At 33.0% G+C, this 13,546-nt stretch carries 13 protein-coding genes; 2 read left to right on the plus strand and 11 right to left on the minus strand.

Going from position 1 to position 13,546, the window contains the following annotated elements; genetic code table 11:
- The first annotated feature begins 98 nt into the window (after window positions 1-98).
- On the plus strand, window positions 99-1,643 hold the full coding sequence (locus RC62_RS02400; RefSeq protein WP_055092271.1) for a hypothetical protein: 1,545 nt from the start codon (window positions 99-101) through the stop codon (window positions 1,641-1,643).
- 71 nt (window positions 1,644-1,714) lie between these two features.
- Here RC62_RS02400 and RC62_RS02405 read toward each other — a convergent pair whose 3' ends face one another.
- Together RC62_RS02405 and RC62_RS02410 are read right to left on the minus strand one after the other, a co-directional pair.
- The gene (locus RC62_RS02405) at window positions 1,715-1,921 is read right to left on the minus strand and encodes a hypothetical protein (protein WP_055092272.1); all 207 of its coding nucleotides are present in this window, start codon (window positions 1,919-1,921) and stop codon (window positions 1,715-1,717) included.
- A 232-nt stretch (window positions 1,922-2,153) separates the two neighbouring features.
- Window positions 2,154-3,809 carry a M1 family metallopeptidase gene (locus RC62_RS02410; protein WP_055092273.1) on the minus strand — a complete coding sequence of 552 codons (1,656 nt, stop codon included), beginning with the start codon at window positions 3,807-3,809 and terminating at the stop codon, window positions 2,154-2,156.
- Window positions 3,810-3,989: 180 nt separating this feature from the next.
- Here RC62_RS02410 and RC62_RS02415 point away from each other — a divergent pair, with 180 nt between their 5' ends.
- On the plus strand, window positions 3,990-4,688 hold the full coding sequence (locus tag RC62_RS02415) for a carbohydrate-binding family 9-like protein (RefSeq protein ID WP_055092274.1): 699 nt from the start codon (window positions 3,990-3,992) through the stop codon (window positions 4,686-4,688).
- Window positions 4,689-4,852: 164 nt separating this feature from the next.
- Here the strand turns inward: RC62_RS02415 and RC62_RS02420 are convergent, their stop codons facing one another.
- The 9 genes from RC62_RS02420 to hisG all read right to left on the minus strand — a co-directional run bounded on the left by RC62_RS02420 (window position 4,853) and on the right by hisG (window position 13,519).
- Window positions 4,853-5,455: a hypothetical protein gene (locus RC62_RS02420; RefSeq protein WP_157472325.1), complete on the minus strand. Its 603-nt coding sequence runs from the start codon at window positions 5,453-5,455 to the stop codon at window positions 4,853-4,855.
- Between the two features lie 130 nt (window positions 5,456-5,585).
- On the minus strand, window positions 5,586-6,188 hold the full coding sequence (gene hisIE / locus RC62_RS02425) for a bifunctional phosphoribosyl-AMP cyclohydrolase/phosphoribosyl-ATP diphosphatase HisIE (protein ID WP_262494059.1): 603 nt from the start codon (window positions 6,186-6,188) through the stop codon (window positions 5,586-5,588).
- A gap of 115 nt (window positions 6,189-6,303) precedes the next feature.
- On the minus strand, window positions 6,304-7,059 hold the full coding sequence (gene hisF / locus RC62_RS02430; protein ID WP_055092278.1) for an imidazole glycerol phosphate synthase subunit HisF: 756 nt from the start codon (window positions 7,057-7,059) through the stop codon (window positions 6,304-6,306).
- 82 nt (window positions 7,060-7,141) lie between these two features.
- The gene (gene hisA, locus RC62_RS02435) at window positions 7,142-7,867 is read right to left on the minus strand and encodes a 1-(5-phosphoribosyl)-5-[(5-phosphoribosylamino)methylideneamino]imidazole-4-carboxamide isomerase (protein WP_055092279.1); all 726 of its coding nucleotides are present in this window, start codon (window positions 7,865-7,867) and stop codon (window positions 7,142-7,144) included.
- A 53-nt stretch (window positions 7,868-7,920) separates the two neighbouring features.
- On the minus strand, window positions 7,921-8,502 hold the full coding sequence (gene hisH / locus RC62_RS02440; RefSeq protein WP_055092280.1) for an imidazole glycerol phosphate synthase subunit HisH: 582 nt from the start codon (window positions 8,500-8,502) through the stop codon (window positions 7,921-7,923).
- 100 nt (window positions 8,503-8,602) lie between these two features.
- The gene (hisB, locus tag RC62_RS02445) at window positions 8,603-9,739 is read right to left on the minus strand and encodes a bifunctional histidinol-phosphatase/imidazoleglycerol-phosphate dehydratase HisB (protein WP_055092281.1); all 1,137 of its coding nucleotides are present in this window, start codon (window positions 9,737-9,739) and stop codon (window positions 8,603-8,605) included.
- Window positions 9,740-10,068: 329 nt separating this feature from the next.
- Window positions 10,069-11,115: a histidinol-phosphate transaminase gene (hisC, locus tag RC62_RS02450; protein WP_055092282.1), complete on the minus strand. Its 1,047-nt coding sequence runs from the start codon at window positions 11,113-11,115 to the stop codon at window positions 10,069-10,071.
- Between the two features lie 152 nt (window positions 11,116-11,267).
- A complete protein-coding gene (gene hisD / locus RC62_RS02455) occupies window positions 11,268-12,560 on the minus strand; it encodes a histidinol dehydrogenase (RefSeq protein ID WP_055092283.1) in 1,293 nt (430 codons plus the stop codon).
- Window positions 12,561-12,661: 101 nt separating this feature from the next.
- On the minus strand, window positions 12,662-13,519 hold the full coding sequence (hisG, locus tag RC62_RS02460) for an ATP phosphoribosyltransferase (protein WP_055092285.1): 858 nt from the start codon (window positions 13,517-13,519) through the stop codon (window positions 12,662-12,664).
- Window positions 13,520-13,546: the final 27 nt, after the last annotated feature.

Here is a 13,546-nt window from a genome sequence, read left to right on the forward strand (position 1 = left end):
AGTATGAAATTCATTTTAATGAAATTATACTGTTCATAACACAATTTATAACGAACTAAATAACTAAAAATCAATAAGTTATATTATTATATTTTACAATGGCTAACCATCAAAAAGATTTCTTATTTGTATTAATAAAATCGCTTTCTAAATCCGAAAAAAGACAGTTTAAGATTTTTGCAAGCCGTTTAGAGACGAGTTCAAATACGAAATTCATTGAATTATTTAATATTCTGGATAAATCTGAAACCTACGATGAAAAGCTTATCCTAAAAAGCGGAATCATCAAAAAAGTACAGTTATCTAACTTAAAATCATACTTGTACAAGCAAATTCTGGTTAGTATCCGACTGAATATTCCGAGTCAGAACATTCGTTATCAATTGCGTGAACAAATAGATTTTGCCGGTATCTTATATAATAAAGGCTTATATAAACAAAGTTTGAAGATTCTGGACAAGACAAAAATCATCGCGCTGGAAAATGACGAGAAATATATGGCGTATGAAATTGTGGAATTCGAAAAACTAATCGAATCACAATATATTACACGAAGTATTCAGGGACGTGCAGACGAATTGGTTATTCAGGCAAAAGAATTGAATTACAGAAATACAATTTCAAGCAAATTATCGAATCTATCGCTTCAGCTTTACGGAATCATGCTAAAAACCGGTTATGTAAAGAATGATGAGGAATATAAATATATTGATGATTATTTTAATAAACATATTGCCAAATTAGACGAAACGAAGTTTGGTTTCCGTGAGAAATACTGGTTTTATAATGCTAATTTATGGCGCAGTTTTCTGGTTCAGGACTTTTTAGCCAGTTATAAATATGCTTATAAATGGGTTACGTTGTTTTATGATAATCCAAATATGATTTACCAGAATCCTGTATTTTTCCTTAAAGGAAATCATTACTTTCTGGAATCCTTATATATGCTGAAATACAAATCAAATTTCAAAAAATACCTATCACTTTTAGAAGAAACAATTCAGGATGAAAAATTTCCGGTAAATGATAACATTGCATCATTATCATTTCTATATGTTTATAACAATAAACTAAACCTGCACATTCTGGAAGGTACTTTTGCCGAAAGCGAATATTTGATTCCTGAGATTTTAGAAAAAATAAAATTACATAGCGAGCATCTTGATGAACATCACGAGATGTTGTTTTTCTATAAAATAGCTTCTATTTATTTTGGAAATGAAAAATATACCGAATGCATCTTTTATCTCGATAAAATCATCAACAACAAGAACTTAAGCATGCGTGAAGATCTAATGTGTTTTGCGAGACTTTTGTCTTTAATAGCGCATTATGAATTAGGAAAAGATTATTACTTAGAAAATCATCTTAAGAATACGTATAAGTTTTTACTGAAAATGAATGACTTACACGAAGTACAAAAAGAAATCATTAAGTTTTTAAGAAACTTAAATAACTTTTATCCTGCTGATATTAAAAAAGAATTTAAAAAAATGCACGCACGTTTCGTTGAACTCGAAAAGAATACCTACGAAAAAAGAGCATTCTTATATCTTGATATTATATCCTGGCTGGAAAGCAAAATCGAGAACCGAAAAATTGCTGATATTATTAAGGAAAAAGCAAAATTTAATAGCCGATAGATTTATTTTTGGCGTTTTATTGAAATAACAAACCCGACAGGTTTTTTTAAATCTGTCGGGTTTACTTTTTTTTATCTGCAATAGCAGCAAGTAGATGTTCCTGCAAGACAAACATCACCTCTTCCGGGTGTATTTGATAAAACTCCACCTGCTTCTCCGCACAATCTGTCGCATAAACCTATAGTTGGATTTACGTATGGGAGACCCCCGCCAATTATAAATTTCTGTGCATTTTTACTTAAAATTTCAATGTTTCTTAGGTTTTTTAGGTTTTTCATAATAGCATGATTTGATTTGTTCCTACTCTATTAGCTTTTCGGAATACGCTTTTTTAAAACATAACTGAATTAACTCACTTATGTTCAGATCATTGTCGTCTAAGTTAAAAAATAAAAAGGTAATATTCGTACAAATAAAACAAAACATAATGATATTAAACGACAAACCCGACAGGTTTTTAAAACCTGTCGGGTTTACTAAACTCCAACGAATTATAATTTGTTTTAAACTTTATTCAACAATATTAGAACTTGTTACATAGAAATTCTTATCGACTGCTATAGTTCTATTTTCGTTTGTTGTTTTTTCAGATTTCCATTCCGTTGTTGGTTTCAACCAAATTTCTTCACCGTTTAAAGTTACTTTTACCGGCATATCAAATTTAGAAACACAATTAGTCCAGTGATATCCAAAAGATCCATTTTTAAAAATATATTCAAAAACCGGAATTTGAGTTGTGGTCAGGTATTGCGCATAAACTCTGTTAAAATTAATTCCTGATTGATTGTTTATATAATCTTCGATTTGTTTAGAAGTAACCGTTTGGTGGTAAAAAGTACTGTTTAAACCTCTTAAAATCGATTTCCATTTTGCATCATCGTTAATTATCTGACGGATCATGTGCAGCATATTTGCTCCTTTTGGATACATATCGCCAGATCCTTCATTATTTACATCATAATTACCAATGATTGGTTTGTCATTTTTAATTCCTTTTCTACATCCAATTACGTATTCTGCCGCAGCATCTTTTCCATAATAATATTCAAGAAACAAACTTTCAGAATAGTTGGTAAAACTCTCATGAATCCACATATCTGCAATATCTTTGTATGTAATATTATTCGCAAACCACTCATGACCGGACTCATGGATAATGATAAAATCAAATTTTAGTCCCCACCCTGTTCCGCTTAAATCGCGCCCCAAATAACCGTTTTTATAACCATTACCATAAGTTACGCTGCTTTGGTGCTCCATTCCTAAATAAGGTGCTTCGACTAATTTATAACTGTCTTCATAAAAAGGATAAGGTCCAAACCAATTCTCAAATGCTTTTAACATTCTTGGAGCATCTTTAAATTGTTCTTTGGCAACGGCTAAATTATCTCTTAAAACATAGTAATTACAATCTAAATCTCCTTTTTCTCCTTTAAACTTTTCAGAGAAATTTACATAATCGCCAATATTTATATTTACGCCATAATTATTAATTGGATTCGAAACATACCAATTAAAAGTTTTAGTACCGTCTTTTTCTTTTTTAACGCTTTTTAATCTTCCGTTTGAAACATCTGTTAAATCTCCGGGAACATTTACGCTGATTAACATATTCTCTACTTCGTCGTACATATGATCCTTACAAGGCCACCAAACACTGGCGCCCAAACCCTGACATGATGAAGCTATAAAATCCTTTCCGTTTTTATCTTTTTTCCAGGTAATTCCTCCATCCCACGGTGGATTAACCGCTTCCTTTGGTTTTCCTCCAAAAGAAATTACGATTTCCTTTGTTTCACCTACTTTTTGATTTGCTGTTAATTCAATAAAAAAAGCGTTTCCGTCCCTTTCAAACTTCAATTCTTTTCCGTCCTGCGTTACTTTATAAATCTGCATAGGTTCCTGCAAATCAATTTGCATTTTATTGTAAGCAGTCAAAACTGTATAACGAACGGTATTTGATCCTGTAATAGTTTTTTCTTTTGGATTTACCTTAACATCTAGATGATAGTATTTTAAATCCCACCAGATTCTTTCTTTTGTAATGCTTCCGCGTAAAGAGTCCTGATGTGTAAAAACAGTTTCTGACTTATTTAGAAGTCCTTGTGCATTGGCTGTAGAACCAATTAAAAAGGCGATAAAAACGCCGCCAAAGTATTTTTTCATACGAATTAAATATTTGCTTTTAACCAAAATAAAGAAGGTAATTCAACCTGCTTTAGCTAGAACAAATGTAAACATTCGAATCAAGTTTTGAATAATTTTATACTACGTCTTCCCACTATTTAATGTTAAATTTCATTTATTCTTCTGTATTTTAGCCTATCCAAATCATTTATACTATTTATGAAAATTAGTACAATCACTTTTGTTCTGTGCCTGATGTACGCGACAATAAATTACTCCCAAAATATTCCTGTTCACAAAACAATTGAAAAATTAAGTATTGACGGAGATTTATCAGACTGGAAAACTCCATTTTCAGGTCCGTTTGTAATTCATAATTCCGGCGAAAGCGCTACACAAAACACTTTTGTTTCACTTTCGTGGAATGATGAAAATCTTTATATCGCCTATCGTTGTACCGATTCTAAAATCATAGGGAAAGTTCAAAAGAAAGATTCACAAATTTTCAATACAGATGATTTGATTGAGATTTTTATAGATCCAGATGGTGATGGTCAAAATTATATAGAAATTGGTGTAAATGCATTTTCTTCTAATTATGATATGGTTCTTAAATGTATTTCACCACTTTGCGGTGGCTGGAATACGAGTATGGCTTTTGATATTTCAGGATTAGAAACCGTAAGTAAAATAACTGCCGAAGGGTATAATACAGAAATCAAGATTCCGTTTTTTAGTTTGAAAACTGTTAAAAATGGAAATTTCACAAAGCCAAAAGCTGGAACAAAATGGAGAGGAAATGCTTTTAGAATTGATTACGGTAATCTTACTGAATATCTTGCCTTACAACATTATAAGAGTTTAAAATATGGCTTTCACCAACCGGAAGAATTTGCGGTTTTTGAGTTTATGGAGTAACGTTGAAATGGTACGCGGATGACACGGATTCGCTAAAGCGAAAACGCAGATTTAGGCGGATTTTTTCTCTCTTTTATTAACCACATTTTTTGTCGTGCTGAACAAAGTTGAAGTCCTGCTAAGTGATTAAACAGACTTACTTAATAGTTTTTTTTTATCTTTACTTAATAAAACTGTGGTATCAAATTAAATTTAACTTCAGAATAAGGCACATCATTAGCGACTAAAAATTTAAAAACCTTATTATCTTCTTTCATTTTATAGATTTCAAATATAGACTTATTAGACTCTATATGAATATTTTGTAAAAACCTATCATTTAAATCTCCATAAACTTTATAAGTTTGTAAAAACATTGAGATTCCTTCTTTTAGAACTTTAGGATTAGTAAACTCTTCTGGAAGAAATATATTTATAAAAGAATCATTATCTACATATATCTCGCCGGTACTATCATTGATTGGGCTAAAATTACCACTAGGTGACTTTTCTAAAAACAAAATTAATCTCTGACCAGTTTTTAGCTCTTTAATTCTTGGATCACAAATCCATTCTTTCCAGATCGAGACCTTGATTTTTAAGGCTGATCTCCCTTTTACAAACTGGCTTATTGTAAATTCATATTCATTCTTTGAAACTTTAGAAATTGTCCCATCAACTATTAAATCTGACTTTGCAATAACAATTGAATATGGTACTTCACGCTTCTTAAAAGCGTAATTAAAACAAGTATTTAACAGCATCAACAAACAGATATACAACTTCATAAAAGAATATTTAGAGAAATTAAATGTACTTTTTTTTCAAATATTAAACACAAAAAATTGCATTATGTTTAAAACTATAATAGTTATAAATCACAATGCAACTTTATTTTCTTTTTTCTTTAAAACTAAACTACTTCTGACGTTTCTTCAACACATCAACAACATCATTCAATTCAAAACCTTTTGCCTGAAGTAAAATTAAGTAGTGAAATAACAAATCGGCGCTTTCGCTTAAGAATAAATCATCATTATCATCTTTGGCTTCGATAACTACTTCTACAGCTTCTTCACCTACTTTTTGAGCAATTTTATTAATTCCTTTTTCGAATAATGAAGCTACATAACTTTTTTCAGAATCGGCATTTTCTCTACGGGTTTTGATAGTGTTTTCTAACTGAGAAATAAAACCGTAATTTTCTTTATTTTCTTCTTGCCAGCATGTATCAGCGCCTGTGTGACATGTAGGTCCCACTGGTTTTGCCTGAATTAAAAGCGTGTCGCCATCGCAATCATTTTTGATGTCTACCAGATTCAAAAAGTTACCACTTTCCTCGCCTTTTGTCCAAAGTCTTTGTTTTGAGCGGCTAAAGAAAGTTACTTTTTGAGTTTCTATTGTTTTCTGTAGCGATTCTTCATTCATATATCCCAGCATCAAAACATTTTTTGTTTCTGAATCCTGAATAATTGCCGGAATCAATCCGTGTGCGCTTTTTATATCTATGTCCATAATTATTGTAGATTTTAGTCCCGAAGCTTCGGGTTCAGATTTTATATTACTGAATTTCTATATTTTTTATTTCTTTCTTCTTGATTCTTTGTTCTATTTTCTATACTCTAAACTCTATTTTCTAAAGCCTTACCTCAATGCCATTATCTCTCAGTTCGTCCTTCAAAGCCTTAATTTCGATTTCTTTAAAGTGAAAAACACTTGCAGCCAAAGCGGCATCCGCTTTTCCTTCTTTAAATGAATCTACAAAATGCTGAATATTTCCTGCACCACCAGAAGCAATAATCGGAATATTAACTAATTCTGATAATTTAGCCAAAGCTTCATTTGCAAAGCCGTTTTTAGTCCCGTCGTTATCCATTGAGGTAAATAGAATTTCTCCTGCACCGCGTTCAGCTACTTCAACAGCCCAGTCAAACAAATTAAGTTCTGTAGGTACTTTTCCACCAACTAAATGTACAATCCATTGTCCGTTAATTTGTTTGGCATCGATGGCAACAACAACACATTGGCTTCCAAATTTCTGCGCCAAATCATTGATCAGCTGCGGATTTTTTACTGCCGAAGAATTTATCGAAACCTTATCAGCTCCGTTATTCAGCAGAATCTCCACATCTTCAACAGATGAAATTCCGCCACCAACCGTAAACGGAATATTAATTTTTTCCGCCACACTTCGCACCATATTAATCAATGTTTTACGACGTTCTTCAGTAGCCGAAATATCCAGAAAAACCAATTCATCTGCACCTTCAGCCGAATAAATTTCTGCCAATTCAACAGGATCTCCGGCATCGCGCAAGTCAACAAAATTAACGCCTTTTACAGTTCTTCCGTTTTTTATATCCAAACAAGGAATGATTCTTTTTGCTAACATTTTTTTAATGTGTCAATTTGAGAATTTGAGAATTAGATAATTTTAAACATGACGTAAAGAATTATCTAATTGACTAATTATCTCATTTTCTAATTATAAAGTTCTCTAGTTGTTTCAAGGTAATCCTGTTCTCGTAAATCGCCTTTCCAATTATAGTCCCTTCACAGCCTAATTCAGCTAATTTAGGAAGTTCGTCGAAAGTTGAAATTCCACCCGAAGCAATAAGTTTTACACCATTTGCTTCCGCTAAAATTTTCTTGTACAAATCAAAGCTTGGACCTTCAAGCATTCCGTCTTTTGCGATATCAGTACAGATAACATACTGAATTCCTTTATTTTGATAGTCCTGAATAAACGGAATCAAATCTTCATTCGAATCTTCCAGCCAGCCTGAAATAGCTACTTTTTCATCTTTGGCATCAGCGCCAAGAATAATTTTATCTGATCCATATTCTGAAATCCATTTTTCGAATATTGCTCTGTTTTTTACCGCAATGCTTCCGCCTGTAATCTGACTTGCACCACTTTCAAAAGCAATCTTTAAATCTTCATCTGATTTTAATCCTCCGCCAAAATCAATTTTCAAACCCGTTTGTGTCGCAATTTGCTCTAATATTTTATAATTGACAATTTTACTTGATTTTGCACCGTCTAAATCTACCAAATGCAAATATTCAATTCCGTGAGCTTCGAATGATTTCGCTACTTCAAGCGGATTTTCGTTGTAAATTATTTTGGTATCATAATCCCCTTTTGATAAACGAACGCATTTCCCGTCAATGATATCTATGGCTGGTATTATTCTCATTTTATTTAAGTCTTAAAGTTAGAAAGTCTAAAGTCGGAAAGTCTTTAATCTTTTTACATTTTTAAAAAATTCTCTAATATTTTCTCCCCAACGGCACCACTTTTCTCTGGGTGAAATTGTGTTCCGTAGAAATTATTTTTCTGCAAGGCCGATGCGTATTCAAGTTCATAATCCGTTATGGCAATAGCTTCAGCACAATTTGGAGCATAAAAACTATGTACCAAATACATAAACTCATTTTCCGGAATTCCTTTAAATAAATCCGATTTTAAATTGTAAATCTGATTCCATCCCATTTGTGGAACTTTTACTTTTGAAGTGAATTTAATTACATCAACATCAAATATCCCTAAACCCTTTGTATTTCCTTCTTCAGATGAATTGCACATCAGTTGCATTCCCAGACAAATTCCCAAAACTGGCTGTTTCAAAGTAGGAATCAAACTATCCAAACCGCTTTCGCGAAGCTTAAGCATAGCTGAACTCGCTTCTCCAACTCCAGGAAAAATCACTTTGTCAGCCGCCAGAATTTCTTCTGGATTATTGCTCAAAACAGCTTTAAAACCAAGCCTTTCAATAGCAAACATAATGCTCTGAATATTTCCTGCTCCGTAATTTATAATTACTATTTTCATTTATTTAGTCTTAAAATCCAAAGTCCAAAATCTTAAAGCCGCTTCTTGATATCTATAATATAGGATCTTTCGACTTTATGACTTTCAACTTTTGACTTAATTAAAGCATTCCTTTCGTCGAAGGTAAAATCATTTTCTCTGTATCTCTTTTCACCGCTACTTTTATGGCTTTCGCGAAAGCTTTAAAAATCGCCTCAATTTTATGGTGTTCGTTCGTTCCTTCGGCTTTTATGTTAATATTGGCTTTAGCTCCGTCAGAGAACGATTTAAAGAAGTGATAAAACATTTCTGTTGGCATTTTACCCACCATTTCACGTTTAAATTCAGTTTCCCAAACCAACCAATTTCTTCCTCCAAAATCAATTGCAACTTGCGCTAAACAATCATCCATTGGCAAACAGAAACCGTAACGTTCTATTCCTAGTTTATTCCCCAAAGCCTTGGCAAAAACTTCACCTAATGCAATTGCTGTATCTTCAATCGTGTGATGTTCATCAACTTCAAGATCACCTTTTACCAGGATTTCTAAATCCATTTGACCGTGACGAGCAATTTGATCTAACATATGATCAAAAAAAGCAATTCCGGTCTCTATCTTACTTTTACCTGTTCCGTCCAGATTTAGGTCGATAAAAATATCGGTTTCATTCGTTTTACGCGTAATCGAAGCCGAACGCGCTTCTAATTTCAAAAACTCATAAATTGTTTTCCAACTCATGGTTTGAAGAATAATTGTTTCGTCTAATTCCTCACGTTTAGATGAGATTTCATTAGTGCCAATTCCGTCATTATCATTAATAAAAATAGCTTTTGCACCCAGATTTTTAGCCAATTCTACATCTGTCAAGCGGTCTCCTAAAACAAAAGAATTTGTCAAATCATAATCGGGATTATTAATATATTTTGTCAGCATTCCGGTTCTCGGCTTACGTGTAGGCGCATTATCTGCAGGAAACGATCTGTCTATAAAAATATCATCAAACAAAATTCCTTCGTTTTCAAAGGCTTTCAGGATAAAATTTTGTGTAGGCCAAAACGTATCTTCCGGAAAACTATCCGTTCCCAATCCGTCCTGATTCGTTACCATTGCCAATTCGTAATCTAATTCATTGGCAATTTTAGCCAGATATTGAAAAGCTTTTGGGTAAAATTCTACTTTTTCCAAAGCATCTAATTGATAATTTTCTGGTTCTAAAACAATCGTTCCGTCACGATCGATAAAAAGTACTTTTTTCATAGTTTATTTATATTTTGGGCGTGACCACAAGGGTCGGGCTTTCGGCTATATTCCCAATTAACAAAAACTACGGCTAAAAAGCCTTGTTTTTCTAAATCGGGAGATACCGCCTCTATCCCTCACGCAAAACGGTCTTCGAGATATTTCTATTTTTTAATTTAATTTATATTTCACGCAGATTTTTAAAAATTTGAGCAGATAAACGCAAATTATTTATAATTAAAAATCAAAATTAAATCTGCTTTAATCAGCAAAATCTGCGTGAAATAATCTTTTTAATCCTTTAAATCTGTGGAAAAAAAACTTTGCTTCCCTCACGGGTTAAACATTTACTTCAACAGCTTTAATTCTTTAATTAAAACTGCATTTTCCTCCGGGATTCCAATTGTAAAACGAAGGCAATTTTCGCATAAAGGCTGAGTCGTTCTGTTGCGAATTACAATTCCTTTTGCTATTAGCTGATCGTATCTTTTGTTCGCATCATCTACTTTTACCAATACAAAATTAGCTTCTGTAGGATAAACTTTTTCTACAAAAATTACCTCTAGTAAAACTTTAAGTAATTCTTTTCTTTGCTCAATAATAGAAGCTATTTCTTGTTTTATTTTGTCCGAATCATTCAAACGAGCAATAGCTCTTTGCTGTGTTAATTCGTTTACATTATAAGGAGGTTTTATTTTATTCAAAACCGAAATTACAGCTTCCGAAGCATAACAAATTCCTAAACGAATTCCTGCCAAGCCATATGCTTTTGACAAAGTTTGTGTAATCACCAAATTAGGATATTCATCAATTTCTGTCAACCAGCTTTCTTTGTCCGAAAAGTCAATATACGCTTCATCAATTACAATCAAGCCTTTAAAATTCTGAAGCAATTTCACCACACTTTCATCCGAAAAAGAATTGCCTGTTGGGTTATTTGGCGAACACAAAAAGATAATTTTAGTGTTCTCATCAACAGCATCGAGAATCTTCTCTACCTGCGGCTGAAAATCTGTAGACAATAATACTTCTCTATTTTCTACAGCATTAATATTTGCCAAAACGCTGTACATTCCGTATGTTGGGGGTAATGAAATAATATTATCAATTTTAGGCTCACAAAAGGCTCTGAAAAGTAAATCCAGTACTTCATCACTCCCGTTTCCTAACAAAATCTGATTTGCCTTTACATTGTTGTTCTTTGCTAAAATCGCTTTAACCGAATTCTGCTGTGGATCCGGATAACGATTTACGCCATTCTGAAACGGATTTTCATTGGCATCCAAAAAAATCATTTCAGCTGTATCAAAATCCTCAAATTCATCCCTTGCAGACGAATAAGGTTTTAATGTCTTTACGTTTTCACGTGTTATATTATTTATATCGAATTCCATTTTTTTTATTTTTTGAGGAGAGGAAAGAGTTAAGAGAAAAAAGTCAAGAAGCAGGAAAATACACTCAAATATAATCCTTAACTTTTCTTCTTACTTCTTTAATCTTGCTTCTCTAATCTTGCTTCTTTAATCTTGCCTCTTTTTTCTATATTCTATTTTCTAACACTCAAACTCTTCAATCTCAAAGTAACAGCATTCTTATGTGCTTGCAAACCTTCGGCTTCAGCCATAATTTCGATAGCACGGCCAATGTTTTGAATTCCTTTTTCAGATATTTTCTGAAAAGTCATTGATTTCATAAAACTATCCAGATTTACCCCACTATAATTTTTAGCATATCCATTTGTTGGCAGTGTATGGTTTGTTCCCGATGCATAATCCCCGGCACTTTCAGGCGTATAATTGCCAATAAAAACCGAACCTGCATTCAAAACCCCATTACAATAGAAATCATCAAATTCAGAACAGATTATAAAATGTTCCGGTCCGTATTCATTAATTAAATCCAATGCAGCCTGGTCATTTTCGACAAAAATTAGTTTAGAATTGTCAATAGCTTTTTTCGCAATTTCTTTTCTCGGAAGCGCTTCAACCTGAATTTGGATTTCTTTTTCTACGGCATCAATCAATTTTTTAGAAGTCGAAACTAAAATAACCTGACTGTCTGTTCCGTGTTCTGCCTGTGATAATAAGTCTGAAGCTACAAATGCAGGTACAGCAGTATCGTCAGCCACAACCAGCAATTCTGAAGGTCCTGCCGGCATATCGATTGCTACTCCAAATTGAGTTGCTAATTGTTTTGCAACGGTTACAAACTGATTTCCAGGTCCAAAAATCTTATATACTTTAGGAATCGATTTTGTACCAAACGTCATTCCTGCAATTGCCTGGATTCCACCTACTTTTAATATTTTTGTTACACCACATAAATGAGCCGCATATAAAATTGCCGGATTTATTTTTCCGGTTTTATCGGGCGGTGAACACAAAACGATTTCTTTACAACCTGCAATTTCTGCGGGGACAGCTAACATTAAAACGGTTGAAAATAAAGGCGCAGTTCCACCCGGAATATATAAACCGATTTTTTGAATAGGTCTTTTTTCTTGCCAGCAATTTACTCCTTCGATAGTTTCAACTGAAATTTTATCTGTCTTTTGAGCAGTATGAAACTTATAAATATTTGCTTTTGCTAATTGAATCGCATCTTTTAATTCATCAGAAATTGAGTTTACTGCTTCTTCAATTTCTGCTGGTGTAACTTCATAATTATCTAAAGCAATTCCGTCAAAAATCGAAGTATATTTTGCAACAGCTTTATCCCCTTTTTTCTGTACTTCTTTGAAGATTTCTTTTACCGTAACTTCAATATCATCGATCGTTTTGGTTGGTCGCTTTAATATTTCTGACCAGGTGTCTGGTTTTGGATTATCTATTTTATTCATTTTTTTATGCTTTATGCTATAAGCTATAGGCTTTAAGCTTTAGTAACTTTGTCATTTTTTGGCTTAAAGCATATTGCCTAAAGCCTATTGCGGGCTAAGCCCTAAAGAACCATTTTCTCAATTGGGCAAACTAAAATTCCTTCGGCACCAGCCTCTTTTAGTTTGTCGATTACATCCCAAAAAGTGTCTTTATCGATTACAGAGTGAACACTGCTCCAGCCTTCCTGAGCTAATGGCAGAACGGTTAAACTTCTTAAAACCGGTAAAATTTTACCTATTTCATCAATTTTATCGTTTGGTACATTCATCAGGATATATTTAGAGTTTCTGGCTCTTAAAACTGATTGAATCCTGAATTTCAAGGTATCTATGTGTTTTTGGATCTCGGGAGAAACTTTTGGAGAAACCGCTAATACTGCTTCACTTTTCAGGATTACTTCTACTTCTCTTAAATTATTTTTGAATAAAGTGCTGCCACTGGAAACGATATCTACAATAGCATCTGCAAGGCCAATATTTGGAGCAATTTCTACAGAACCTGAAATTTGGTGAATGTCAACTGTTAATCCAAAAGAATTGAAATATTCATTAACTGTATTAGGATAAGAAGTTGCTACACGCAAACCTGCAAGATCCTGTATTGAATTGTATTCGAATGTTTTAGGAACAGCAACAGAAACCTTACATTTTGAAAATCCTAATTTCTGAATCACTTCAATATGTTTTCCTTTCTCTACTAACAAATTATCTCCTACAATGGCAAGATCTACAACTCCATCAATTAAATATTGTGGAATATCTGAATTTCTCAGGTACAAAACTTCCAAGGGAAAATTTGAAGCTTCTGCTTTTAACTGGTCGTTTCCGTTGTTGATCGAAATACCGCAATCTTTTAGGATTTGAATGCTGTCTTCGTTTAAACGACCTGATTTTTGAATTGCAATTTTTAACGTACTCATTTTTTTAGTTTTTGTCGGATTAATAGT

The organism is Flavobacterium aquidurense (assembly GCF_001404985.1).
In the GTDB taxonomy this organism is placed as follows: Bacteria; Bacteroidota; Bacteroidia; order Flavobacteriales; family Flavobacteriaceae; genus Flavobacterium; species Flavobacterium aquidurense_B.

What these genes read in the sequence shown, in the direction of transcription:
- RC62_RS02400 (WP_055092271.1), top strand. Translation starts at nt 99, where the DNA reads ATGGCTAACCATCAAAAAGATTTCTTATTTGTATTAATAAAATCGCTT.
- RC62_RS02405 (WP_055092272.1), bottom strand. Translation starts at nt 1,921, where the DNA reads ATGAAAAACCTAAAAAACCTAAGAAACATTGAAATTTTAAGTAAAAAT.
- RC62_RS02410 (WP_055092273.1), bottom strand. Translation starts at nt 3,809, where the DNA reads ATGAAAAAATACTTTGGCGGCGTTTTTATCGCCTTTTTAATTGGTTCT.
- RC62_RS02415 (WP_055092274.1), top strand. Translation starts at nt 3,990, where the DNA reads ATGAAAATTAGTACAATCACTTTTGTTCTGTGCCTGATGTACGCGACA.
- RC62_RS02420 (WP_157472325.1), bottom strand. Translation starts at nt 5,455, where the DNA reads ATGAAGTTGTATATCTGTTTGTTGATGCTGTTAAATACTTGTTTTAAT.
- hisF (WP_055092278.1), bottom strand. Translation starts at nt 7,059, where the DNA reads ATGTTAGCAAAAAGAATCATTCCTTGTTTGGATATAAAAAACGGAAGA.
- hisA (WP_055092279.1), bottom strand. Translation starts at nt 7,867, where the DNA reads ATGAGAATAATACCAGCCATAGATATCATTGACGGGAAATGCGTTCGT.
- hisH (WP_055092280.1), bottom strand. Translation starts at nt 8,502, where the DNA reads ATGAAAATAGTAATTATAAATTACGGAGCAGGAAATATTCAGAGCATT.
- hisB (WP_055092281.1), bottom strand. Translation starts at nt 9,739, where the DNA reads ATGAAAAAAGTACTTTTTATCGATCGTGACGGAACGATTGTTTTAGAA.
- hisC (WP_055092282.1), bottom strand. Translation starts at nt 11,115, where the DNA reads ATGGAATTCGATATAAATAATATAACACGTGAAAACGTAAAGACATTA.
- hisD (WP_055092283.1), bottom strand. Translation starts at nt 12,560, where the DNA reads ATGAATAAAATAGATAATCCAAAACCAGACACCTGGTCAGAAATATTA.
- hisG (WP_055092285.1), bottom strand. Translation starts at nt 13,519, where the DNA reads ATGAGTACGTTAAAAATTGCAATTCAAAAATCAGGTCGTTTAAACGAA.